At 65.8% G+C, this 24,218-nt stretch carries 24 protein-coding genes and 1 tRNA gene; 17 read left to right on the top strand and 8 right to left on the bottom strand.

The genetic code is table 11. From position 1 onward, the window contains the following. Nucleotides 1-55 precede the first annotated feature (55 nt). Together AC0J5K_RS13825 and AC0J5K_RS13820 are read right to left on the bottom strand one after the other, a co-directional pair. Complete coding sequence (locus AC0J5K_RS13825) at nt 56-739, bottom strand: ABC transporter ATP-binding protein (RefSeq protein WP_274566058.1); 684 nt, start codon at nt 737-739, stop codon at nt 56-58. Then, the gene (locus AC0J5K_RS13820) at nt 732-2,030 is read right to left on the bottom strand and encodes a lipoprotein-releasing ABC transporter permease subunit (protein ID WP_274566057.1); all 1,299 of its coding nucleotides are present in this window, start codon (nt 2,028-2,030) and stop codon (nt 732-734) included. The genes AC0J5K_RS13825 and AC0J5K_RS13820 overlap by 8 nt, the downstream gene beginning before the upstream one ends. A gap of 153 nt (nt 2,031-2,183) precedes the next feature. Between AC0J5K_RS13820 and AC0J5K_RS13815 the strand changes: the two genes are divergently transcribed. Continuing rightward, entirely contained in the window at nt 2,184-3,293 is a 1,110-nt protein-coding gene (locus tag AC0J5K_RS13815) for a pyridoxal phosphate-dependent aminotransferase (RefSeq protein WP_274566056.1), read from the top strand. Between the two features lie 39 nt (nt 3,294-3,332). After that, entirely contained in the window at nt 3,333-3,731 is a 399-nt protein-coding gene (locus AC0J5K_RS13810; protein WP_074836165.1) for a DUF2177 family protein, read from the top strand. On the opposite strand, the gene AC0J5K_RS13805 is transcribed toward AC0J5K_RS13810, so the two are convergent. Together AC0J5K_RS13805 and putA are read right to left on the bottom strand one after the other, a co-directional pair. After that, entirely contained in the window at nt 3,732-4,478 is a 747-nt protein-coding gene (locus AC0J5K_RS13805) for a rhomboid family intramembrane serine protease (protein ID WP_048532884.1), read from the bottom strand. It abuts the gene before it with no gap. A gap of 50 nt (nt 4,479-4,528) precedes the next feature. After that, nucleotides 4,529-7,963 carry a bifunctional proline dehydrogenase/L-glutamate gamma-semialdehyde dehydrogenase PutA gene (gene putA / locus AC0J5K_RS13800; RefSeq protein WP_274566055.1) on the bottom strand — a complete coding sequence of 1,145 codons (3,435 nt, stop codon included), beginning with the start codon at nt 7,961-7,963 and terminating at the stop codon, nt 4,529-4,531. A gap of 111 nt (nt 7,964-8,074) precedes the next feature. On the opposite strand from putA, the gene AC0J5K_RS13795 reads away from it, so the two are divergent. The 3 genes from AC0J5K_RS13795 (at nt 8,075) to AC0J5K_RS13785 (ending at nt 9,280) form a co-directional block, all read left to right on the top strand. Continuing rightward, a complete protein-coding gene (locus tag AC0J5K_RS13795; protein WP_048532880.1) occupies nt 8,075-8,551 on the top strand; it encodes an Lrp/AsnC family transcriptional regulator in 477 nt (158 codons plus the stop codon). 29 nt (nt 8,552-8,580) lie between these two features. Further along, the gene (locus tag AC0J5K_RS13790; protein WP_274566054.1) at nt 8,581-9,141 is read left to right on the top strand and encodes a tetratricopeptide repeat protein; all 561 of its coding nucleotides are present in this window, start codon (nt 8,581-8,583) and stop codon (nt 9,139-9,141) included. A gap of 53 nt (nt 9,142-9,194) precedes the next feature. Further along, nucleotides 9,195-9,280: transfer RNA gene (locus AC0J5K_RS13785), tRNA-Leu, on the top strand. Between the two features lie 24 nt (nt 9,281-9,304). On the opposite strand, the gene AC0J5K_RS13780 is transcribed toward AC0J5K_RS13785, so the two are convergent. Further along, on the bottom strand, nt 9,305-9,562 hold the full coding sequence (locus tag AC0J5K_RS13780) for a hypothetical protein (RefSeq protein WP_274566053.1): 258 nt from the start codon (nt 9,560-9,562) through the stop codon (nt 9,305-9,307). Between the two features lie 95 nt (nt 9,563-9,657). Continuing rightward, nucleotides 9,658-10,080 (bottom strand): Fur family transcriptional regulator Irr, encoded by a 423-nt coding sequence (irr, locus tag AC0J5K_RS13775; protein ID WP_048532876.1) that lies wholly within the window; start codon nt 10,078-10,080, stop codon nt 9,658-9,660. A gap of 188 nt (nt 10,081-10,268) precedes the next feature. Here irr and fabA point away from each other — a divergent pair, with 188 nt between their 5' ends. From fabA to AC0J5K_RS13750, 5 genes are all read left to right on the top strand, one after another. Next, nucleotides 10,269-10,778: a bifunctional 3-hydroxydecanoyl-ACP dehydratase/trans-2-decenoyl-ACP isomerase gene (gene fabA, locus AC0J5K_RS13770; RefSeq protein ID WP_048532875.1), complete on the top strand. Its 510-nt coding sequence runs from the start codon at nt 10,269-10,271 to the stop codon at nt 10,776-10,778. Between the two features lie 224 nt (nt 10,779-11,002). Then, on the top strand, nt 11,003-12,889 hold the full coding sequence (locus AC0J5K_RS13765; protein WP_274566052.1) for a PhoX family protein: 1,887 nt from the start codon (nt 11,003-11,005) through the stop codon (nt 12,887-12,889). A 147-nt stretch (nt 12,890-13,036) separates the two neighbouring features. Then, entirely contained in the window at nt 13,037-14,266 is a 1,230-nt protein-coding gene (fabB, locus tag AC0J5K_RS13760; protein WP_074836172.1) for a beta-ketoacyl-ACP synthase I, read from the top strand. A 7-nt stretch (nt 14,267-14,273) separates the two neighbouring features. Further along, a complete protein-coding gene (locus AC0J5K_RS13755; protein ID WP_274566051.1) occupies nt 14,274-15,065 on the top strand; it encodes an enoyl-ACP reductase FabI in 792 nt (263 codons plus the stop codon). 80 nt (nt 15,066-15,145) lie between these two features. Next, entirely contained in the window at nt 15,146-15,799 is a 654-nt protein-coding gene (locus tag AC0J5K_RS13750; RefSeq protein WP_074836174.1) for a hypothetical protein, read from the top strand. Between the two features lie 3 nt (nt 15,800-15,802). Here AC0J5K_RS13750 and AC0J5K_RS13745 read toward each other — a convergent pair whose 3' ends face one another. Then, nucleotides 15,803-16,672, bottom strand: coding sequence for a hypothetical protein (locus AC0J5K_RS13745; RefSeq protein ID WP_274566050.1), 870 nt, complete (start codon nt 16,670-16,672; stop codon nt 15,803-15,805). A gap of 105 nt (nt 16,673-16,777) precedes the next feature. Here AC0J5K_RS13745 and miaB point away from each other — a divergent pair, with 105 nt between their 5' ends. Further along, nucleotides 16,778-18,109 carry a tRNA (N6-isopentenyl adenosine(37)-C2)-methylthiotransferase MiaB gene (gene miaB, locus AC0J5K_RS13740; protein ID WP_274566049.1) on the top strand — a complete coding sequence of 444 codons (1,332 nt, stop codon included), beginning with the start codon at nt 16,778-16,780 and terminating at the stop codon, nt 18,107-18,109. 79 nt (nt 18,110-18,188) lie between these two features. Here miaB and AC0J5K_RS13735 read toward each other — a convergent pair whose 3' ends face one another. Next, complete coding sequence (locus AC0J5K_RS13735; RefSeq protein ID WP_048532868.1) at nt 18,189-18,530, bottom strand: hypothetical protein; 342 nt, start codon at nt 18,528-18,530, stop codon at nt 18,189-18,191. A 494-nt stretch (nt 18,531-19,024) separates the two neighbouring features. Here AC0J5K_RS13735 and AC0J5K_RS13730 point away from each other — a divergent pair, with 494 nt between their 5' ends. From AC0J5K_RS13730 to lnt, 6 genes are all read left to right on the top strand, one after another. Then, nucleotides 19,025-19,621: an OmpA family protein gene (locus AC0J5K_RS13730; RefSeq protein ID WP_048532867.1), complete on the top strand. Its 597-nt coding sequence runs from the start codon at nt 19,025-19,027 to the stop codon at nt 19,619-19,621. Between the two features lie 13 nt (nt 19,622-19,634). After that, nucleotides 19,635-19,946 (top strand): hypothetical protein, encoded by a 312-nt coding sequence (locus AC0J5K_RS13725; RefSeq protein ID WP_274566048.1) that lies wholly within the window; start codon nt 19,635-19,637, stop codon nt 19,944-19,946. A gap of 147 nt (nt 19,947-20,093) precedes the next feature. Further along, the gene (locus tag AC0J5K_RS13720) at nt 20,094-21,110 is read left to right on the top strand and encodes a PhoH family protein (RefSeq protein WP_048532864.1); all 1,017 of its coding nucleotides are present in this window, start codon (nt 20,094-20,096) and stop codon (nt 21,108-21,110) included. A gap of 86 nt (nt 21,111-21,196) precedes the next feature. Then, complete coding sequence (ybeY, locus tag AC0J5K_RS13715) at nt 21,197-21,733, top strand: rRNA maturation RNase YbeY (RefSeq protein ID WP_274566047.1); 537 nt, start codon at nt 21,197-21,199, stop codon at nt 21,731-21,733. Next, complete coding sequence (locus AC0J5K_RS13710; RefSeq protein ID WP_274566046.1) at nt 21,733-22,656, top strand: hemolysin family protein; 924 nt, start codon at nt 21,733-21,735, stop codon at nt 22,654-22,656. Before ybeY ends, AC0J5K_RS13710 begins: the two co-directional genes overlap by 1 nt. 26 nt (nt 22,657-22,682) lie before the next feature. Continuing rightward, entirely contained in the window at nt 22,683-24,206 is a 1,524-nt protein-coding gene (lnt, locus tag AC0J5K_RS13705) for an apolipoprotein N-acyltransferase (RefSeq protein ID WP_274566045.1), read from the top strand. Nucleotides 24,207-24,218: the final 12 nt, after the last annotated feature.

Here is a 24,218-nt window from a genome sequence, read left to right as displayed (position 1 = left end):
GTGACCGGTCCGGGGGCCCCGGCGCGGTGGCCGGGGCGGGGTCAAGTGCCGGCGGTCATGCCGGGTCGAGTTGGCCGTCGGTCATCCGCAACTGCCGGTCCATCCGCGCCGCCAGCTCGAGGTTGTGGGTGGCGATCAATGCCGAAAGTCCGGTTTCGCGCACCAGATGCATCAGTGCCTCGAACACCGTGTCCGAGGTCGCGGGGTCGAGGTTGCCGGTGGGCTCGTCGGCAAGCAGCAGGCGCGGCGCATTGGCCAGCGCGCGACAGAAGGCCACCCGCTGCTGTTCGCCGCCCGAGAGCGCGCCGGGGCGATGACCGGCGCGGCCCTGCAAGCCGACGGTTGCCAGCAGAGTCTCGGCCCGGGCCTCCGCCGCGCCGCGGGCCACACCATTGGCGAGCTGCGGCAGCACGACGTTTTCCAGCGCGGTGAATTCCGGCAGCAGGTGGTGGAACTGATAAACGAAGCCCACGTCGCGCCGCCGCGCGGCAGTGCGCTTGCGGTCGCTCAGCCGGGTCATCTCCTGGCCGCCGATCCGGACCGAGCCGGCATCGGCGGTGTCGAGCAGCCCGGCGATATGCAGCAGCGTCGACTTGCCCGCCCCCGAGGGTGCCACCAGCGCCACCACCTCGCCGGGGGCGAGGCTCAGGTCGACGCCCTTGAGCACCGCCACCTCGTTTTCGCGACCCTGGTTGTAGGTCTTTTGCACGCCGTCCAGCGCCAGCACCGGATCACTCATACCGCAGCGCCTCCACAGGGTTGAGCCGCGCCGCGCGGCGGGCGGGAAAGATGGTGACGATGAAGGACAGCCCCAGCGACAGCGTCACCGCCGAGAGCACATCGCCCATCTCGAGCTTGGCCGGCACCGCGTAAAGCCCGCGGATCGACGGGTCCCAGACGCCGCCGCCGGACAGGTAGTTCACCACCGCAAAGATCGGATCGATGTAGATCGCAAAGAGACTGCCGAGGATGACGCCAAGGAGCGTGCCGATCAGACCGGTGAAGGCGCCGCAGATGAAGAATATCCGCAACACCGAGCCTTCCGACAGGCCCATGGTGCGCAGGATTCCGATGTCGCGGCCCTTGTTCTTGACCAGCATGATCAGCCCCGAGACGATGTTCATCGCCGCGATCAGCACCAAGATGGCGAGGATCACGAACATCACGTTGTCCTCGATCTCCAGCGCCCGGAGGAAGGCGCCGCTGGCGTCGCGCCAGGTCCAGACCAGCGCCCGCTCGCCCGCCACCTCGAGCAGCGGCAGCGCATAGCTGTCGACGGTGTCGGGGTCCGAGACCATGACCTCGATCTCGTCTGCCACGCCTTCGCGGTTGAAATAACTCTGCGCCTCGGCAAAGGGCATGTAGACGCGGGTGCGGTCGATGTCGTGGCGGCCGGCGGTGAAGACATAGCCCACCTCATAGGCCTGCACCCGCGGCGAGGTGCCGAAGGGCGTCTTGACCCCGTCGGGCGAGATCAGCTTGATCCGGTCACCGACCGTCACCCCAAGCTCGCGCGCCACGCCCGAGCCGATGGCCAGGCCCGGGCCAAAACCGGAGAGATCGCCCTGGCTGTCGCTCGGGTTGGCGACGCGCGGAATGGTCGAGAGATCGGCGGCAGAAATGCCGAAGACCTCGACACCGGAGTTTCGGCCATTGGCGGTGGCCATGACCTGGCCCTTGACCAGCGGCGCGGCGCGGGTGACGAAATCGAGCGCGGAGATCCGCGCCCGCAAGGCGTCGAAATCCTCGATGCTGCGTTCGATCTGGCCAAATTCGTTGATCTGCTGCTGATAGTAGACGGTGACATGGGCATTGGTGCCGACGATGGTATCGACGAATTCCTCGCGAAACCCCGAGCGCACCGCCAGCGTGGCAATCAGCGCAAAGACCGCCAGCGTGATGCCGATCAGGCTGATCCAGGTCATGGTGCTGACGCCGCCTTCGGCGCGTTTGGCGCGCAGGTAGCGCCAGGCGATCATCCATTCGAAGGCGGCGAAGGGCGCGGGGCTGCGCGGAGTGGCTCTGCTCATGGGCTTTCCTTGTTTCGCGCGGAAATTGGTCAAAGGGGCCGCAAGGGTCAAGCGGCGAATGCCGCGGCGCCGCGCGGGCTGTCGCGATTGTGTTGTTCGGGCGCGATGGCGGAGCGCTTGCATCCTTCGGCCGGCTCGGGATAGTGCAGGGGGATGAGAGGACCGCGTTTCACCGATATCGTCGCCGCCCTGCCGCCCACCGTGCCCTTTGTCGGCCCGGAACAGATGGAGCGTGACCGGGGCGCGCCTTTCGTGGCCCGTCTTGGCGCCAATGAAAGCGTCTTCGGCCCGTCGCCGCTTGCCAGCCGGGCGATGCAGGCAGCAGATGCCGAGATCTGGAAATACGGCGACAGCACCAGCTTTGATCTGCGGCATGCGCTGGCCGAGGATTTGGGCATCGGTGCCGACAATATCGTCCTCGGCGCCGGGATCGACGGGCTGCTGGAATCCACCGTGCGGTTGATGGTCGGCCCCGGAGATCAGGTGGTGACCTCGGATGGCGCCTATCCGACGTTCAACTTTCACGTGGCGGGCCATGGCGGCACGCTGCACCGGGTGCCCTATCGCGACGATCACGAGGATCCCGAGGCGCTGCTCGCCAAGGCGCGCGCGGTCGGGGCAAAGCTGATCTATCTGGCCAACCCCGACAATCCGATGGGCAGCTGGCTCTCGGCGGCGCAGGTCGAGGCGATGATCGCGGCGCTGCCGGCGGGCTGTGTGCTGGTGCTCGACGAGGCCTATGTCGAATTCGCGCCCGAGGATTCGGTGCCGGCGTTTGACGTCACGGACCCGGCGGTTCTGCGCTTCCGGACTTTTTCCAAGGCGCATGGCATGGCCGGCGCGCGGGTGGGGTATGCCATCGGCCAGGCGGATGTGATCGCCGCCTATGAAAAGGTGCGCAACCATTTCGGGATGAACCGCTCGGCCCAGGCGGGCGCGCTGGCGGCCTTGCAGGATCGCGCGTGGCTGGCCCGGGTGCAGCGCGACGTGGCCACGGCGCGCGACAGAATCGCGGCGATCGCGCGGGACAACGGGCTTCGGCCGCTGGCCTCGGCCACCAATTTCGTGGCGGTGGATTGCGGCGCCGACGGCGATTTCGCCCGCCGGGTTCTGACCGGCCTGCTGGCACAGGGGGTCTTTGTGCGAATGCCCTTTGTTGCGCCGGAAGACCGCTGCATCAGGATCAGCGCCGGCACGCCGGAGATGCTCGACGCTTTTGCCGCCGCACTGCCCGAGGCGCTCGCCGTCGCGCGACGGGGCTGAGCCACTGGTCTTTGCCGGCCTGCGGCCTATCTTCGCTGCATGCAGATTCTCATCTTGTATTTCGCCACCGCGCTGGTCTTTCTCGGCCTCGATGTCATCGGGTTGCGGCTCCTGATCCGCCCGGTGTTCGAACGCCATGTCGGCGACCTTCTGGTCGACGGGTTCCGCCTTGTTCCGGCGCTGGTCTTCTACCTGTTCTACGTCGCAGGGCTGATCTGGTTCGTCAGCCTGCCGGCCCTGCGGGCCGAAGCGCCGGCGCAGGCGGCGCTGGGCGGGGCCTTTCTGGGGGCGCTGGCCTATGGCACCTACGAGTTCACCAATCTGGCGACCTTGAAAGGCTGGTCCTGGTCGATGCTGCTGACCGATCTGAGCTGGGGCATTTTCCTCACCGGCTTTGCCGCCTGGGCGGGGCTGATGATCACCCGCGCGCTGAGCTGATCAGCGCCGCCGCCGCCGCCCGGCGCGCGGGATCGAACTGCGTGACAGCGGATACGTGGCATCGGGATGCGGCGGGTGGCCTTGGGTTTTCGCCCAGAAGCGCGGCCCGCCAAGCCGCATCCACAGCGGAAGGCAGAGCACGATCCCGGCGACGAAGCCGCCGGCATGGGCCCAATAGGCGACGCCGCCGCCATCGCCCGGCGTGCTGAAGCCGCCAAAGAGCTGCATGCCGAACCACAGCCCCAGCATGATCCAGGCCGGCAGCGGCAGAACCTTGAAAAAGACGATGAAGATCAGCAGGATATCCACCTTGGCCCGAGGGTAGAGCAACAGGTAGCCGCCCATCACCCCGGCAATCGCCCCCGAGGCGCCGACCACCGGCACCATCGATTGCGGCGCACTGGCCCATTGCAGCACCGCGGCGGCCAGCCCGCAGGCGAGGTAAAAGCCCAAATAGGGCAGGTGCCCCATCTCATCCTCGATATTGTCGCCGAAGATGAAGAGAAACAGCATGTTGCCCGCAAGGTGCAGAAAACCGCCATGCAGGAACATCGAGGTGAAAACCCCGGTGATCCCCTCGCCGGCGCTGACCTTGGCCGGGATCAGCGCGTAATCCCAGTAGAAATAGGACAGCGCCCGGTCGCCCATGTCCACATATGACAGGAACACGACGATATTGATCGCCATGAGCGCATAGGTGACAAAGGGCGTCCGGCCGGAGGGGTTGTGATCGCGGATCGGGAACATGGGGGAAAGCTTGTGGCTTTCCCCCCGAAGGTCAAGAGATCACACGCCGGTCATGACATTCCCGAGAGCAGCGCGGCATTGCCGCCCGAGGCGGTGGTGTCGACGCAGACATGGCGTTCATGCGCCACGTGCCCCTTGTCGGGCAGGCCGGTGATCAGCGGCAGGATCGGCCCGTCACGTCCGGCCAGCGCCTGCGCATAGGCCCGTCCGGTGGATGCGTCGCCCCACCAGAGCGCGCCCGAGATGGCCTCCAGCGCGCCCAATGCCGCCGGTTCCAGCGCGCCGGCGACGCGGACGCCGCTGCCGCCAAGCGCCTCGACGGCCGCTTTCTGCGCCTGCGCCGCGGCATCCCCCGGCCCGAGGCAGAGCAGCGGCGGGCGCGGCAGGGCGGTGAGCCGGTTGGATTCGCCGGTCGGCCCCGGCAGCGAGAGCGGCTGATCGGCCTCGGGCAGTTCGCGGGCCTTCAGCGCCTCTTGGAGGGCCAGGCTGTCGACCTGCGCGCCGGGGCTCTCGCTTGCGAGGGGGGCGGGATGGCTGGAATAGCGCGCCAGATAGTTCGGCCCGCCCGCCTTGGGCCCGGTGCCCGAAAGCCCCTCGCCGCCAAAGGGCTGGCTGCCGACGATGGCACCGATCTGGTTGCGGTTGACGTAGATATTGCCGGCATGGATGCGCTCGGACACATGTTGCACCCGGTCGTCGATGCGGGTGTGCAGCCCGAAGGTGAGGCCGTAGCCGGTGGCATTGATCGTGTCGATCACCTGATCGAGTTGATCGGCCTCGAAGGTGGCGAAATGCAGCACCGGGCCAAAGATCTCGCGTTCCATCTCTTCGATGCCGCTGACGCGTAGCAGTGTGGGGGGGATGAAATGGCCGGTTTTCGGCACCGAGATCTGCTTGATGACGCGACCTTCGGATTTGGCCTTGGCGACATAGGTGGCGATGCCCTCATGCGCCTCGGCGTCGATCACCGGGCCGAGATCGGTGGAGAGCTGCCAGGGCAGCCCGGGTTGCAACGCCTCCATCGCGCCGGTCAGCATCTCGATGAACGGCCCGGCAATGTCGCGCTGCACGTAGAGACAGCGCAGGGCGGAACAGCGCTGGCCGGCGGACTGAAAGGCGCTTTCGACAATGGCCTGAACCGCCTGTTCGGGCAGGGCGGTGCTGTCGACGATCATCGCGTTCAGCCCGCCGGTTTCGGCGATCAGCGGCGCGCCGGGGGCGAGGGTGTCGGCCATGCTGCGGCGAATTTTCAGCGCCGTCTCGGTCGAGCCGGTAAAGGCCACGCCGCCGACGCGCGGATCGGAGGTGAGCGCCGCGCCGACGTCACCTGCACCGGGCAGGCATTGCAGCACGTCGCGCGGCACACCGGCCTCGTGCAACAGCTCGACCGCGCGGCAGGCGATCAGCCCGGTCTGTTCCGCAGGTTTGGCCAGCACCGCATTGCCCGCCGCCAGCGCCGCCGAGACCTGACCGGTGAAGATCGCCAGCGGAAAGTTCCAGGGGCTGATGCAGGTAAAGGTGCCGACCGGCGCGTCCTCGGGCGCATTGGCGGCGTAGTAGCGCAGGAAATCGACCGCCTCGCGCAGCTCGGCCACCGCATCCGGCAGGCTTTTGCCCGCCTCGCGGGCGACCAGGGCGAAGATCTCGCCGTAATTGGCCTCGTAGAGATCGGCGGCCTTGTTGAGGATGGCGCCACGTTCAGCCGCAGAGGCCTGCCATGGGCGGGCCGTGTCCAGGGCGGTTTCGCAGTCGGCGGGGCTGGCAAAGGCGACCGCGCCGACGGTTTCGGAGGGCAGCGCCGGGTTGGTGACGGGCACGGCCTCGCGCGGTGCGGCCTTGCCGGCCAGCAGCGGTGCGGCCTGCCACTGGTGCGTCGCGAAGGGCGCGCGGGCGGCATCGATTTCCGCCAGCGTCGGGCGGTGCGCCAGATCCCAGCCGCGCGAATTCACCCGCTCGGGCTGAAACAGCTCCGGTCCCTTCGGCAGATGGGGCTGCGGATCGCCCACCGCCTCAAAAGGATCGCGCGCCACCACCTCTGGCGGCACATCTTCGTCGACAATCTGATTGACGAAAGACGAATTTGCGCCGTTTTCCAGCAGCCGCCGCACCAGATAGGCCAGCAGGTCCTTGTGCGCGCCGACCGGGGCGTAGATCCGGCAGCGGGTGCCTTCGGATTTCAGAACGATGTCATGCAGCGCCTCGCCCATGCCGTGCAGACGCTGGAATTCAAAGCTGTCCTTGTCCTCGGCCATGTCGAGAATCGCGGCCACGGTATGGGCGTTGTGGGTGGCGAACTGCGGATAGATCCGGTCGGTCATGTTCAGCAGACGGCGGGCATTGGCGATATAGCTCACGTCGGTCGCCGGTTTCGAGGTGAACACCGGGAACCCCGCCAGCCCCTCGACCTGCGCCAGCTTGATCTCGGTGTCCCAATAGGCGCCCTTGACCAGCCGCACCATGATCCGGCGGTCGGTCTCTTCGGCCAGCGCGTGAAGATATTCGAGCACCGCGCCGCAGCGCTGACCAAAGGCCTGCACCACCACGCCCAGGCCATCCCAGCCGGCAAGACCCGGATCGCGCATCAGCCGCTCGATCAGATCCATCGAGATCGACAGCCGGTCGGCCTCTTCGGCGTCGATGTTGAGCCCCATCCGGCGGCCGCGCGCCATCAGCGCCAGGTCGCGCAGGCGGGGATAGAGCTCGGCCATCACCCGGTCTTTCTGCGCCTCTTCGTAACGCGGATGCAGCGCCGAGAGCTTGACCGAAATGCCGGGGTTCCTGCGCACGTCGTCCGAGCCGCAGCCCTTGGCAATGGCCTCGATGGCGCGGCCATAAGCGGCGTGATAGCGCATCGCGTCGGCATCGGTGCGCGCGGCCTCGCCCAGCATGTCGTAGCTGTAGGTATAGCCCTTCTGCTCCATGCCGCTGGCGCGTTTCATCGCGGCGCGGATGTCCTCGCCCAGCACGAACTGGCGGCCCATCTCCTTCATCGCGCGGCCGACGGCGGTGCGGATCACCGGCTCGCCCAGCCGCTTGACGGCGGCGCGCAGGTGGCCGACCGGGCCGGGCTCGGCATCCTCGCGCAGCACCTTGCCGGTGAGCATCAGCGCCCAGGTCGAGGCATTGACGAGCGGCGAGGTGGAATGGCCCATGTGGCGGCCCCAGTCCGACGGCGCGATCTTGTCCTCGATCAGCGCATCGATGGTTTCCGGGTCGGGCACCCGCAGCAGCGCCTCGGCCAGGCACATCAGCGCCACACCCTCGTCGGTCGAGAGACCGTATTCCGCCAGAAAGACCTCCATCATTCCGGGGTCGGAATTGTCGCGGATGCGGCGGACCAGTCCGGCGCCGGCGGCCGAGATGCGCGCCCGGTCCTCGGGCGAGAGCGCCGCGGTCTCGATCAGCCGCGCGACGGTGTCGGCCTCGTCCGCATAGGTGAGCACGTCGATGCGGTCGCGCAGCGCCGCCAAGTCATTCTGTGTCATTCGAATCCCCGAGGGTTGTCTTTGCGCCCAGGATATCGCGATTCCACTGGCCATTTCTCCCGGAGTTTGCTTTATTGGAAGCCATATTCATCGAATTTTCGGGTATTCGCAGTGCATCTTGACCAAATAGAGCTCGACCGTTTCGATCGGTCCATCGTCACCGTTCTGGCCGAGGACGGCCGCATCTCGATCACCGATCTGGCCAAGCGCATCGGCCTGTCGAAATCACCCACCCAGGCGCGGCTGCGGCGGCTGGAAGAGGCCGGGGTGATCCGCGGTTACCGGGCGCTGCTCGATCCGATCCGCCTGGGGCTGGATCATGTGGCCTTTGTCGAGGTCCGGCTCGAGGATACACGCGAGGCGGCGCTGGCGGCCTTTGCCGCGGCGGTGGCGAAAATTCCCGAGATCGAGCAATGCCATCTGATTGCGGGAAATTTCGACTATCTGATGAAGGTGCGCACCTCGGACATGCGGGCCTATCGCAAGGTGCTGGCCGAGAAGATCTCGACCCTGCCGCATGTCTCGAACACCTCGACCTATGTGGCGATGCAGGCGATCAAGGAAAGCGGTCTCGGCGATGTGACTTGATCGCTGGCGTCCGCGTGGCACCATGGGGCATGTCGCGCCTTGCCCTGATCGTTCTTGTCCTGCTGTTGCCACTCACGGCCCGGGCCGAGACCTGCCCCCCGCCGCCGGATCATACCGAGACCTTTGATGGGCTGTTCGAAGAGGTGCAGGCCGCGCCCGACGCGGGTGCCGCGCAGCAGGTGGTGAACCGGATGTGGGCGCTCTGGGCGGATGCGCCCGATGCGCGCGCGCAGGAAATCCTTGATCGCGGGATGCGGCGGCGGTCGGCTTACGATTTTCTCGGGGCCATGCAGGATTTCGACCGGTTGATCGCCTATTGCCCGGATTACGCCGAAGGCTACAACCAGCGCGGCTTCGTCAGCTTCATCCGGCAGGATTATCCCGCCGCGTTGATCGACCTCGACCGGGTGATCGCGCTCAACCCGCGTCACACCGGCGCGCTGACGGGGCGGGCGCTGACCTTGATGGCGCTGGGCCGGACGGCCGAGGCGCGGGCGGATCTGCTGGCGGCGCTGGCGCTCAATCCCTGGCTGCCGGAACGGCGCTTTCTCGATCAACTGACGCCGGGGCCCGAGGAAACCGATCTTTAGCGTGATTTTGCGGTTTTCCACCGCGTCAGAGGGGCTTATGGTCGGCCCCGCTGGCCCGCGTGGTGGAATGGTAGACACAGGAGACTTAAAATCTCCAGGCCCCTGGGCCGTGCCGGTTCGAGTCCGGCCGCGGGTACCAGCGAAGATCGGGATATCCCAGCGGTCAGACCGCCTCGGGGTCCATCACGCTGGCCCAGCGCAGGCGCGTCGCGGCGACCTCTCTGGTCAACGCATTGGCCAGCCAGAGCCGCAGCCAGGCCAGGGTGACCGCGCCGAACATCATCGAACCGCCGGCCATCACGCTTTCGATCCGGGTTGTCATCACACCCATTGCCAGGTGCCAGGTTGCGGCGAGAAAGAGCGCCAGCATGGCGGTCATGAGCAGCCATGATCCGATGGATCTGAGAGTGAGTTTCGGCATGATGTCCTCCGGCATTTCGCGTCCCCGATCCCGAGCTTTGACGCGAAATGCGGCGGAACTGCGGCCGAGATGGGGAATTGCCGGCGGCGGGGCGCTCAGCCCTCTCTGCGCCGCAGGCGGATCACCACGTCGACGCTGGCGATTTCGGCGCCCTCGGGCGCGTCGGGTAGGGCCACGATCTTGAGCTGGTCGGCCGGGGCATCGGTCAGATAGCCGTCGTCTTCCCAGTAGAAATGCGGGTGGTCGTGGGTGTTGGTGTCGAAATAGCTTTTCTGGCCATCCACCGTCACCTCCTGCATCAGCCCGGCGTCGCAAAAGGCGCGCAGGGTGTTGTAGACGGTGGCCAGCGACACGCTTTCGCCGGCTTCCTGAACCTTGGAAAACAGGCTCTCGGCGGTGACATGGCGGTTCTTGCCGTCGCCCACCAGCAGCTGCGCCAATGTCAACCGCTGCCGCGTCGGGCGCAAGCCCGCGCCAGAGAGCCAGGTGGCACCGCGGTCCAAAGCTGGGGACGTCATTCTCATGCCTCGCTTGTCATGCACGGTTTCAATATAGGGGCCTTCGCGAATGGTTTTCAATGTCCAGCTGACCTCGGGGACGGTTGATTTGCGGCCAATGGGCTGAAAAAGCGGTGGCCTTGCATGGGTCGCGGGCGGAATGCTAGACCGGTTCAAACTTGTGATGACCCTTCCAGAAAGGCGCCTGAATGGCCGATTTTCCCACCAGCTTCGACAAAGACGACCTCCTGAAATGCGCGCGGGGCGAGCTCTTTGGACCCGGCAATGCGCAGCTGCCGGAACCGCCGATGCTGATGATGGACCGGATCACCGAGGTTTCGGCGGATGGCGGCGAACACGGCAAGGGCCATGTGCGCGCCGAATTCGACATCACCCCGGACCTGTGGTTCTTTGACTGCCACTTCCCCGGCAATCCGATCATGCCTGGCTGTCTCGGCCTTGACGGTCTTTGGCAGCTCACCGGCTTCAACCTCGGATGGCGCGGCTGGCAGGGGCGCGGCTATGCGCTGGGCGTGGGCGAGGTCAAGCTGACCGGCATGGTGCGGCCCGACCGCAAGATGCTGACCTACAAGGTGGATTTCACCAAGGCGGTGCAGACCCGCCGGCTGACCATGGGCGTGGCCGATGGCATCGTCGAGGCCGACGGCGAGGTGATCTATCAGGTCAAGGACATGAAGGTGGCGCTCAGCGAGAGCTGATTGGCGCCCGCCAGCGAGATGTGTCGGACGCCGGCTGCGCAGCATCGCAGCCGGCGTTTTTGTGCGCGAGGAGGGTAAGACCGGGCCATGGCGAGTGCCTTAACCGCAATGTCATGGCGCGGTCGCAAAAGCGTTACGATCCGGGCTTAGGCGCAGAGCGAACCGGCGCGGCCCCGAAAGGCGGCGCCCTTCTCAGCCAGACAGTCTAGCAAGGGATTACTGACATGGTGGACAAATCGCTCATCGACCTTTCGTGGGATGACTTCGACGAACAGCGCGATCCGCGCCCCGCGGGCAACCAGTTCGACGCCGTCGTCGACCGTGCAATTTCGCGCCGCGGCTTTCTTGGCGGCGCGCTCGCCTTCGGTTCGGGCGCGGCCGTCTTCGGCACCGGCCTGCTGTCGTCGACCACCGCGTCGCGCGCGGCCGGTCACGGCGGGTTTGCCTTCGAGCCGATCGGCATAGCCACCGACCACGAGATCCATGTGCCCGCCGGCTATGCCCACAAGGTTCTGGTTCGCTGGGGCGATGCGCTCTGGTCCGAGGCCGATGGTGCCTATTCGCCCGAGACCGGCGTGTCGGTCGACATGTCCGACAAGGTCTTTGGCGAAAACACCGACGGCATGGAGCTCTTCGAGGTCGACGGCCGCGAGGTGATCGCCGTCAACTCGGAATACGTGAACCCCAAGATCAACCTGCCCGCCGCTTCGGAAGGTGTGCCGCAGACCGCCGACGAGGTGACCCTGCTGAAGAACCTGCAAGGTGTCACGGTGATGGAGGTGACCCGGGGCGACGCCGGTTACGAGGTGGTCAAGGACAGCCCGCTGAACCGCCGCATCACCCATGAGACCGAGATGACCCTCGAAGGGCCGCTGGCCGGTCATGACCTGGTCAAGACCAATGCCGATCCCGAAGGCCGCACCGTCAAGGGCACGATGAACAACTGCGGTTCCGGCCGGACACTCTGGGGCACCTACCTGACCTGCGAAGAGAACTTCAACGGCTACTTCGGCGCCACCGGCGAGATGCCGGAAGGCGAGGGCTACAGCCGCTATGGCATCGGTGGCGAAGGCCGCTACGCCTATGAGACCTTCGATCCGCGTTACGACATCTCGCAAGAGCCGAACGAACCGCACCGCCATGGCTTCGTGACCGAGATCGATCCCGCCGATCCGGCCTCGACCCCGATCAAGCGCACTGCTCTGGGCCGCATCAAGCACGAGAACGCGGCCATGACCCAGGCCGCTGACGGCCGTGTCGTTGTCTATATGGGCGACGACGAGCGCGGCGAGTTTCTTTACAAATACGTCTCGAACGGCACCTGGGAAGAAGGCCAGGACGGCGGCGATCTGCTGAACGACGGCACGCTCTATGTCGCCAAGTTCAATGACGACATGACGGGCGAATGGCTGGCGCTGACGCCGGAAACCACCGGCATGGCGCTGCCCGAGATCCTCGCCTTCACCCGCATGGCGGCCTCCGCTGCGGGCGGCACCACCATGGACCGCCCGGAATGGGTCGCCGTGAACCCGGTGAAACCCGAGGCCTATGTGGCGCTGACCAACAACTCGCGTCGGGGCGAAGGTGCCACCAACGCCGGCGGCGACGACATGTCGACCAACGCCGCCAATCCGCGCGAGACCAACAACTTCGGTCAGATCGCACGCTGGACCCCGGCAGACGGCAATCACGCCGCCGAGGCCTTTACCTGGGATCTTTATGTCATGGCCGGCAACCCGGCGGTGTATGACAACGCCTATGCCGGCTCGGAGAATATCACCGAGGGCAACATGTTCAACTCGCCCGACGGGATGATCTTTTCCTCCGACGGCATGCTCTGGATCCAGACCGACGGCGACGACGACAACGAAGGCGACTTCGCCGGCATGGGCAACAACCAGATGCTGGTGGGCAACCCCGAAACCGGCGAGATCGCCCGCTTCATGACGGTGCCGAACGGCGCCGAGGTGACCGGCCTGTGCTTCTCGCTCGACAAGTCGGTGGCCTTTGTCGGCGTGCAGCACCCGGGCGGCGCATGGCCCGACGGCGAAGGCGCCCCGCGTTCGTCCATCGTCGCCGTCTGGCGCGAGGACGGTGCGACCATCGGCTAAGCCGGACCTGAAAGTACAGTGCGCGGCGCCGGGGAACCCTTCGGCGCCGCGTTGCATTGGGGCCTGCGCCGGCGGCGCCCAATCTGCTTGCCCCTAAACCCCTGCCTGTCTTACACAGGGCGCCAACAGGCCAAAGGGAGTGCGTTCATGCGCCGTGTCGTCGTCACCGGGTTGGGGATCGTTTCCTCCATCGGCAACAATGTCGAGGAGGTCCTCGCCTCGCTCAAGGCCGGAAAATCCGGCATCACCGCCAACGAACAGATGAAAGAACATGGCTTCCGCAGCCAGATCGCGGGGGATATCAAGCTCGATGTCGCAGATCACGTCGACAAGCGGACCCTGCGATTCATGGGGCCGGGCGCGGCCTATGCCTATATCGCCATGGGCCAGGCAATTGCCGATGCCGGGCTCGACGCCGACGTGATCTCGAACCCGCGCACCGGGCTTGTCGCCGGCTCGGGCGGGCCCTCGACCAGCGCGATGTTGCAGGCCCATCAGACCGTGCTGAAAACCGGCGCCACCAAGCGCATCGGGCCGTTTGCCGTGCCCAAGACCATGTGCTCGACGATTTCGGCCAATCTCTCGACCGCCTACGAGATCAAGGGCATCAACTATTCGATCACCTCGGCCTGCTCGACCTCGCTGCATTGCATCGGCAATGCCGCCGAGCAGATCATGCTGGGCAAGCAGGACGTGATGTTCGCCGGCGGTGGCGAAGAGCTCGACTGGACGCTGAGTTGCCTGTTCGACGCGATGGGCGCGATGTCCTCGAAATTCAACGACGCGCCGGAAAAAGCCAGCCGCGCCTTCGACAAGGACCGCGACGGGTTTGTCATCGGTGGCGGCGGCGGCATCGTGGTGCTGGAAGACCTCGAGCACGCCAAGGCGCGCGGCGCCAAGATCTATGCCGAGGTCACCGGCTACGCCGCCACCTCGGACGGCCATGACATGGTGGCCCCTTCGGGCGAGGGCGGCGAACGCGCGATGCGGCTGGCATTGCAGAGCCTCGGCGCGGATCGCAAGGTGGGCTACATCAACGCCCATGGCACCTCGACCCCGGTGGGCGATGTCGGCGAGATCGAAGCCGTGCGCCGGGTCTTTGGCGAGGGCACGACCCCGCCGGTCAGCTCGACCAAATCGATGACCGGCCACAGCCAGGGCGCCACCGGCGCGCAGGAGGCGATCTACTGCCTGCTGATGCTCGAACATGATTTCATTGCCCCCTCGATCAATGTGGACAGCCTCGATCCGGCGCTGAAGCCGGAGGAGATCGCCACTTCGCTGGTCGAAAACGCCGGATTGGATTCGGTGATGACCAATTCCTTTGGGTTCGGCGGCACCAACGGGTCGATGATCCTGAGCAAGTACAACGGATGATTTGAAGATGTCTCATTCCATGCAGGGCAAACGCGGGCTGATCATGGGCGTCGCCAACGAGCGCTCGATCGCCTGGGGAATCGCCAAGGCGATGGCCGGGGCCGGGGCCGAACTGGCCTTCTCCTACCAGGGCGAGGCCTTTGGCAAGCGGGTGGAGCCGCTGGCGACGTCGGTCGGCAGCGATTTCCTGGTCGATGTCGACGTCACCGACGATGCCTCGCTCGACCAGGCCTTCGAAAAACTGGGCGCGCGCTGGCCGACCATCGATTTCCTGGTCCATGCCATTGCCTTTTCCGACAAGACCGAGCTGACCGGCCGGGTGCTCAACACCAGCCGCGACAACTTCAAGAACTCGATGGACATTTCGGCCTATTCCTTCATCGAGGTGGCCCGCCGGGCGCATCCGCTGATGGTAGAGAACGGCGGCACGCTCTTGACGCTCACCTATATGGGATCGAACCGGGTGACGCCGAATTACAACGTGATGGGCATCGCCAAGGCGGCGCTCGAGGCCTCGGTGCGCTATCTCGCCAATGACCTCGGCCCCGAAGGCATTCGCGTCAACGCGATCTCGCCCGGCCCGATGAAGACGCTGGCCGGCGCGGCCATCGGGGGCGCGCGCAAGACGTACAAGCACACCGATCAGAACGCGCCCCTGCGGGCCAATGCCACGCTCGAGGCGGTGGGCGGCACCGCGGTCTATCTGGCCTCCGATGCCGGAGCCTGCACCACCGGCGAGATCATCCGCGTCGATGGCGGCTTTCACGTCCTGGGCATGCCGCAGGCGGAATACCTCTGATGCGCGAATTTCGATAAATCGCCACAACTCTGGAGGTTTTACGCCCCGTTCCTGCCAAGGAGCGGGGCTAATTTTTTTCCATGACACCAGATCAGGCTCTGAAAACCGCCATGATGGGCGACGCGGCCCAGCCGAAGGGCAAGCCCGCGAAACCGCCGCGCGCCGCTGCCCGGCCGAAGTCCCGCGCCTTTCGCTGGACAATCCGGCTGCTGTTTGTCGCGCTGTCGCTGATGATCACCCGCGGCGTGCTTCAGACGCCCGAGATCCGTGCGATGCTGGATGATGGCGTCGCGACGGTGCTGGCGGTGCTCGCCAAGGAGCGCGCGCAACAGGACGCCATGGCCGGTGCCGCAAGGCTGGAAGAGATGCAGGACAGCGCGCCGCGGCAGGCGCCGGCACCGGAGATGTTCGAGGATCGCGTTGCGGTGCGCCGATCCGAAAGCCCGGCCGGGCCGCGCAGGCTGACCGGCCCGGTAGAGGCGGTGATTGCCGGCAATGCCTTCATGCTGGGCGGCGTGCCGGTGGTGCTCGACAGCCTGGTCTGCGCCGCCCCCGACACCGAGGCCGGGCGCAGGGCGACGGACGGGCTTGAGGAACTCACCCGCGCGCAAGACCTGCGCTGCACTGTGACCGGCGCCGCCGGCGAACATGCGGTCCGGGCGACATGTATGCTCAAGGGCGAGGGCGACCTGGCGCTTGCGATGCAGGCCGACCGGCTCTGCGACGCGGACTAGCGGTCAGAACCACTGCCCGGGCTCCATCAGCCCCAGATCCAGCAATTGCCGCGAATGCCATTCGAAGGGCACCGAATTGTGCCAGGTGAAGGCCGCGATGTCATAGGTCGAACCGGGGTTGAGCTTGAGTGCCTTGGCGGTGCGGAACGAGGCCACCGCCGCGGTGATGTTGTGATGCCACGGGCAGGAATAGGTGTTGTATTCCTCGTCGGAAAAGGTGTGATCGGGCCGCATCTTCAGCTTGGGCCGGGCCCGAAAGATCGAGATCCGGTCGATCTTGCGCCGGTGCGCCGGCACATGTTCCTCATAACGCCAGCGCAGCCCGCCGTGGAAATCGAGCTGTCGTTCCTTGGGATGATTGTTGTTCGCGGGATCGGGCCGGGCCAGAGCGTAATAGCCGGTGCGGTCGAGATGCGCGCTCTCGAGCGAGACGGCATTGCCGAAACGCCGCAGATCCCCGGCATAGAGATCGACGACAAAGCTCAGCATCGCATCCCGCCGTTCCTCGCTGTGAAAGGCCAGCATCTCGCCGATGGTCCGTGTTTCGCAGAAGGGATAGAACAGGTATTCGGCGTTGTAGCAGTAATAGACCCAGTTATCGCCGGCCCGGGGGATCACCGCGTTGACGATGGTGTCGATGCCGCCGTCGCGCACGTGGCTGTGGTCGACCCGGTGAATGCTGTCCACCAGATCCTCGGGCAGGGTGATCCGCGAGGGCATGAACCCCACGACCGCCTCGAAGCCCTGATATTGGTGGTGGCGCAGGGTCGAGGCAACCTCGGCCTCATCCTCGCAGAGGATCAGCGCCACGGGCCCTCTGGCCAGCGCGTCTTTGCCTCGGGCGAGGAAATCGGAAAGCGACGAATACTGCATCTCGGCCTCGTTTTGCCGGAGAATCGGTGAATTTTGTGTGCATTGCAAGAGAGGGGGCTTTTGATGTAGGCACGCGGCTCAGACGCGCGTCCGAGGAATCCCCCAATGTCCGAATTGAAGCCCGAACCGAAGAAGCTCTTTATCAAGACCTATGGCTGTCAGATGAACGTCTATGACAGCGAACGCATGGCCGAGACGCTGGGCGGGCAGGGCTATGTCGAGACGTCTTCGCCGGACGACGCCGACATGATCCTGCTCAACACCTGCCATATCCGTGAAAAGGCGGCGGAAAAGGTCTATTCCGAGCTGGGCCGCTACAAGGGGCTGAAGGCCGAGAAACCCGATCTCAAGATCGGCGTTGCCGGCTGCGTCGCGCAGGCCGAGGGCCAGGAGATCATGCGCCGCCAGCCGCTGGTCGATCTGGTGGTCGGCCCGCAGAGCTATCACCGCCTGCCCGAGATGGAGGCGAAGACGCGCGAGGGGGCCAAGGCGCTCGACACCGATTTCCCCGAGGAAGACAAGTTCGAACGGCTGAAATCGCGCCCCAAGGCGGCGCGCGGCCCGACCGCCTTTCTCACTGTCCAGGAAGGCTGCGACAAGTTTTGCGCCTTCTGTGTCGTGCCCTACACCCGCGGCGCCGAGGTCTCGCGCCCGGCGTCGCAGGTGCTCGACGAGGCCCGCGATCTGGTGGATCGCGGGGTGCGCGAGATCACCCTGCTGGGGCAGAACGTCAACGCCTATCACGGCGCCGGAGAAGGCGGCGACTGGTCGCTGGCGCGGCTGGTCCGGGGCCTGAGCAAGATCGACGGGCTGGCCCGAATCCGCTACACCACCTCGCATCCCAACGACATGACCGACGATCTGATCGCGGCGCATGGCGAGTGTGACAAGCTGATGCCCTATCTGCACCTGCCGGTGCAGGCCGGTTCGGACAAGATCCTCAAGCGGATGAACCGCGCCCATACCGCCGAAAGCTATCTGAAGCTGATCGACCGGCTGCGCGAGGTGCGTCCCGATCTGCATCTGTCTGGCGATTTCATCGTCGGTTTCCCCGAAGAGACCGAAGAGGATTTCCAGGCCACGCTTGATCTGATCCGGGCCGCCCGCTACGGCACCGCATTTTCCTTCAAGTATTCCACCCGCCCCGGCACCCCGGCCGCCGAGCGCGATCAGGTGGCCGAGGACGTCAAGAGCGACCGGCTCCAGCGTCTCCAGGCGCTGATCAATCAGCAGCAGCGTGAATTGCAGGACGCCATGGTCGGCCGCGAGGTTTCGGTGCTGTTCGAAAAGGAAGGCCGTCTGCCCGGCCAGATGGTCGGCAAGTCGGAATATCTGCACGCCGTTCATGTCGCCAAGGCCAATGTCGCCCGGGGCGAGATCGCCCGCGTCCGCATCGTCGATAGCGCCGCGAATTCCCTCGCAGGCGTCTTGATCTAGGCGGCGCGGCCCGCCGGCCCGTCACAACAAAAGGGCGGACCGAGGCCCGCCCCTGCATCTCCTGCTCCCCTGCGGGGTGTCAGTAGTTGTGTTTCCGGTGCGAGGCGCGGTTGCGATAGATGTTCCGCATCGTCGATTTCAGCCCCTCGGGATTGCCCACCAGCGCCTTGTCGCGGCAGACCCGCTCGGCAATGGCATGTGCGGTGGGGTATTCGTAGCCGACCGCCACCAGGCTGTCGACGAAGACCGCGTTCGGACGATCCCAGATCACCTCGTTCCACGGACCGCGAAAGCAGCTCACGACGATCGTGTTGTCGGTCGGGCCATATTCGCGGTTGTGTTTCTTGTGATATTTGCCGCCGGCCATGGCGGGGGCCGCGAGCGCCGCGCAGACAGCGGCCAGTACAAGTGCTTTTTTCATAAGTTTACCCTAACCTAAATCATAGGCCAATTCTTCGGCCAAGCATACGCCCAGACAAACGCTGTCTGCCCGGTTTCGCGGGGCAGCCCATCCAGCGCATCTCAACGAGACTGTGCGGCAGAGTACCGGTCCGTTAAGATTTTCAAAAGAAATTTTTAACTTTGTTGCCCGCAGCGCGCCAAACACGCCATTTTATGGCGATTGTCCTGTCTTTCTGCGCAATCCTGTGGTGTGGGCGCGCCAGCGGCCGATGATGAACATCTCGTCACGGTTGTCTAACCGCCTGAGAATCTTTGCACTATTCTGCGACCGAACCCGGCGGCAATGGACGATATAGCGGCATGACCCGCAAGTCACCGCAATATCTGGATTTTCTCCTTCACACCTATCAATTGTTTGCTAATGTGTTGATGTCAAATGAGTTCAGGTCCCGGTGCAGCGATTCTCGTGCCGGGATCTCTGGGGGAAACAATTTCGAACAAGGGACAGACGCTGTGGGGATCACAATCACCAAAGCCTTTCGGGCCGCTGCCACCGGATGCGCCGCCGTTGCCGCGGCCGCCCTGCTGACGGCCACTTTGGCCAATGCACAGGGTTTCGCACGCGACACGCCGTCGCAACAGGGGCGCGATCAGGGCCAGTACATACCCAATATCGTGCTCACGCCGGATGGCTGCGAGGTCTGGGCCGCCGATGACGGTGCCGAGGGCTATGCCTCCAACCGGCTGACGCGCAAGGGCACGCCGATCTGCCACGACGTGACGCCCTGCGGGCGGGTCAACACCGATCAGTTCTTTGCCACCGACAGCTATCGCATTCACGCCAACGGCCGCGCCCGGCTGCAAGAGTTCTTCCGGGGGTCTTCGGCCTTCGCCTATACCATCGTCGGCCATACCGACAGCCGCGCCAGCCATGAATACAACCTCCGCCTCAGCTACAACCGCGCCATCGCCGTGGCCAAGGTGGCGGAATCGGTCGGCGCCAAGATCGCCGATGTCCGCGGCATGGGCGAAACCGCGCCGGTCGCACCGAACAGCTCGGTCGAAGGCATGGCGCGCAACCGCCGCGTCGAAATCCTGTGCTTCCAGTAAGGGGACAAGAGATATGAACATCGTCAAACTCTGTGCCGCCCTGACGCTGGGCTTTGCGGTTTCGGCCTGTGACGAAGGTCCGCGCGGCTATCCCGCCGACAAGACCATCGACCGCGGAATCAATGCGCATTCGCTGAAATCGCTGAAGTGGGGCGTCTATGTCGATCCCGACGGCTGCGATCACTGGATCTCCGACGATGGCGTCGAGGGCTATCAGGTCAACCGTCTCGACCGCTACGGCAAACCGGTGTGCTCGGGCGTGGCCCCGCCGACCTATACCGCCGGCGATTTCAAGGGCGGCTCGCCGATCGCCGATCCCAACTGATCCGGGGCAGGGCGCCTGACGAAGCCGACAGCCGCGGAACCGCTCCGCGGCTGTTTTTCGTGACCCGGCAATGACATTTCCATCCGCCCCCTTGCCAAGCCCCGCACACTCGGCCACGCTCGACCTGGATACACGACGGAGACCCCCTTGAGCGCACCGCATCTCGACGACCCGATCACCCCTGACACCCTACAGGAGACGGTGCTTGAGTTCCCCGACAATCGCCTGCTGATCGACCTCTGCGGTGAATTCGACGCCAATCTCGCGGCGCTCGAGGCGCGGCTATCGGTGCAGATTCTGCGCCGCGGCAACCAGCTTGCCGTGATTGGCGAGACCGAGGCTCGCGACCAGGCTGCCGCCGTGCTCACCGCGCTTTACGAGCGGCTCGAAGCCGGCCGCCCGGTCGAGCCCGCCGACATCGACCGCGAGCTGCGCATGGGCGGCCCCGCCGAGGCCACCGGCGCCCGCGACGGCGATCAGCTCGACATGTTTCCCAAGGGCGCGGTCGAGATCAAGACCCGCAAGAAGCTGGTCGAGCCGCGCACCGAGGCGCAGAAGGCCTATGTGCAGAGCCTGTTCGAAAAAGAGCTGGCCTTTGGCATCGGCCCCGCCGGCACCGGCAAGACCTATCTCGCGGTGGCCGTCGGGGTGAACATGTTCATCAACGGCCATGTCGACCGGATCATCCTGTCGCGCCCGGCGGTCGAGGCCGGCGAAAAGCTCGGCTACCTGCCCGGCGACATGAAGGACAAGGTCGATCCCTACATGCAGCCGCTCTATGACGCGCTGAACGATTTCCTTCCGGCCAAGCAGTTGGGCAAGCTGATCGAGGAAAAGAAGATCGAGATCGCGCCACTGGCCTTCATGCGCGGCCGGACGCTCGCTAATGCCTTCGTAGTGCTCGACGAGGCACAGAACGCCACCTCGATGCAGATGAAGATGTTCCTCACCCGTCTGGGCGAAGGCTCGCGCATGGTGATCACCGGCGACCGCACCCAGGTCGACCTGCCGCGCGGCGTGCAATCGGGGTTGGCCGATGCCGAACGGCTGCTCAAGACCATCCCCAAGATTGCCTTCAACTATTTCACCGCCAAGGACGTGGTCCGCCATCCGCTGGTTGCCGCCATCATCGAGGCCTATGACAAGGATGCCGAGACGCCGTGACCGGCCGCCGGGCGGGCACCGCCCATCCGTCTTCTTCTGTTTGAAAATACCGCGGGGTCCGGGGCAGCGCCCCGGCGATCAGCCATATGCTCACCGAAACCATCTTCGAAGACGACCGCTGGCAGGAGGCCGGCCTCGAGACGCTGGCCGAAACCGCCGCGGCGGCGACTCTGGCGCATCTCGGCCACAGGGCGGCGGAATACGAGATTGCCGTTCTGGCCTGTGACGACGCCCGCATCGCCGTGCTCAACGCCGATTTCCGCGGCAAGCCCCGGCCCACCAATGTGCTGAGCTGGCCCGATGAGGATCTGGCCCCCGAAGCGGCGGGCGCCGCCCCCGAGGCGCCGGAACCGGGCGACGAAGCCGATCCGCATCACCTCGGCGATGTCGCCATCGCCTGGGAGACCTGCCAGCGCGAGGCGGCAGAGCAGGACAAGCCATTTGCCGCTCATGTCACCCATCTGATGGTGCATGGGGTGTTACATTTGCTCGGGTTTGACCATATCCGCGACAAGGATGCCACTGTGATGGAGGCACATGAACGTGCCATACTTGGCAAACTGGGTATTTCAGACCCATATAGGAGCGATCAGGGCCCGTCAGGCCCGCAACGGACAGATTGATGGACGACATAGACCCCAGCTCTAAGGCAGCGCAAAGCGCGCTTCCCGACCTCGACACAGACACACCCCAGCGTCCCGGCCTCTTTGGCAGGATGTTCCAGGTGTTGCGCCCGTCGGACACCGACGAAGCGGCAGACCTTCGCGCCAACCTCCCGGCGCCGCTGCCACAGACCCACGGCATGATCAACCTCCGCCGCCTCGCGGTCGAGGACGTGGCCATCCCCAAGGCCGATATCGTCGCCGTGCCGATCACCATCACCCGCGACGATCTTGTCGATGTCTTTCGCGACAGCGGTTTGTCGCGGCTGCCGGTGTACAACGGCACGCTCGACACGCCCGTCGGCATGGTCCACCTCAAGGATTTTGCCCTCAAGCACGGCTTCAACGGTAAGGGCGGGCGATTCTCGCTCAAGGCGATGTTGCGGCCGCTGCTCTATGTGCCGCCTTCGATGCCGATCGGCGTGCTGCTCACCAAGATGCAGGCCGAGCGCCGCCACATGGCGCTGGTGATCGACGAATACGGCGGCGTCGACGGGCTGGTGACCATCGAGGACTTGATCGAACAGGTGATCGGCGAGATCGAGGACGAACACGATCTCGACGAGGACAAGCTCTGGACGGTAGAGAAATCCGGCACTTACCTGGCCCTGGCCAAGACCCCGCTGGATGAGTTCCAGGCCGAGATCGGCATGGATCTCACCGCCACCGACGAGGTCGACGCCGAAGAGATCGACACCCTCGGCGGGCTGGTTTTCGTGCTGGCCGGCCATGTGCCGGCGCGCGGCGAGATGGTGCCGCATCCCGACGGGCCCGAATTCGAGGTGGTGGACGCCGATCCGCGCCGCATCAAGCGGCTGCGGGTGCGGCTCCAGGCGCTGGCACGAAACGGTGTGGGTCAGCCCCCCGTCGCGGACGCCTCCTAGCGATGCCGGCAGCTCCGGCAGATGGCATGGCGCAGGGCCTGGCCCGAGGGCTTCGCCGGCATCCCTGGCGTCAGCGGCTCTGCGCCGCCTTGCTGGGCGCGCTTGCCGCCACCGGCCTGGCGCCTCTGGGCTGGGCGGCGCTGGGCTTTGTCGCGCTGATCGGCGTTTTCGCCCTCGCCAGTGAGCCGATGGCGCCGCGCCGGGCGGCCGTCCTCGGCTGGTTCGCCGGCACCGGTTATTTCGCCGCCGGGCTGAACTGGATCGTCGAGCCCTTTCTCGTCGAGCCGGAGACCTACGGTTGGATGGCACCCTTCGGCCTGATCGGCCTTGCCGGCGGGCTGGCGCTGTTCTGGGCGCTGGCCTTCTGGGGCGCGGCGCGGCTGGGCGGCGGGCCGCTGCGCCTTGCCCTCGGGTTGGCCGCTGTGGAGTTGGCGCGGGGCTATGTTCTGACCGGATTTCCCTGGGCGCTGCCGGGCTACATCTGGATCGAGACGGTCTTTGCCCAGCTGGCGGCCTGGATCGGCCCCTACGGCCTGACGGCCCTGACCCTTGCCATGGCGGCCCTGCCGGTCTGGCTCTGGCAGCGCCTCACGGTCTCGCTGCCGCTGCTCAAGGCCGGCCGGGTCTTCGGTCTCACCGTCGGGCTGGGCACGCTGCTGTGGTATGCGGCGGTGACGCTCGAGGCCCGGGTGCTGCCAGAGACGTCCGAGGCGGCGCCGGTGCTGCGTCTGATCCAGCCCAATGCACCGCAGTATCAGAAATGGGATCCCGACATGATCCCGGTCTTTTTCAATCGCATGGTGGCGTTTTCGGCCGAGGGCCCGCGGCCCGATCTGATCCTCTGGCCGGAAAGCGCGGTGCCGGTGCTGCTCGAGGATGCGGCGCCGACTCTGGCCTATATTTCCGAGCAGGTGGGGGGCGTGCCGCTGCTGCTGGGCATCCAGCGGGCCGAAGGGCGGGCGTTCTACAACTCCGCCGTGCTGGCGGACGCAGAGGGCCGTGCCGGGCAGGTCTATGACAAGCATCACCTGGTGCCGTTCGGCGAATACATGCCCTTTCCCGGCTTCTGGCAGCGTCTCGGCATCACCGGTCTCGCCGCGCGGGTCGAGAGCGGCTATGCGGCGGGCCCCGGTCCGGCGTTGCTCGACCTCGGCTTTGCCCAGGCCTTGCCCCTGATCTGTTACGAGGCGGTCTTTCCGCAATATGCCCGCTACCGGCCGCGCCCGGACGTGCTGATCCAGCTCACAAATGACGCCTGGTTCGGCGCCCATACCGGGCCCTATCAGCATCTGGCACAGGCAAGGATGCGCGCCATCGAGACCGGGCTGCCGCTGGTGCGCGCAGCCAATACCGGCGTCTCGGCGGTGATCGACGCCAAGGGCCGCATCGTCGAGGCGCTGCCGCTGAACGCGGCCGGCTATTTCGACGCGGCGCTGCCCCCCGCGCTGCCGCCCACGCCTTATGCCCGGACGGGCGACATGCCGCTGCTGGTGTTGCTGATTGCTCTCGGACTTGCCGCAATCGCGCGGCGCCGGCGCATTCCTGGTTGACCTTGCCCCCGG

Source organism: Marinovum sp. E3, from assembly GCF_055755275.1.
Note: the sequence above shows the minus strand (reverse complement) of the source record. Positions and strands in the feature narration are given on the sequence as shown.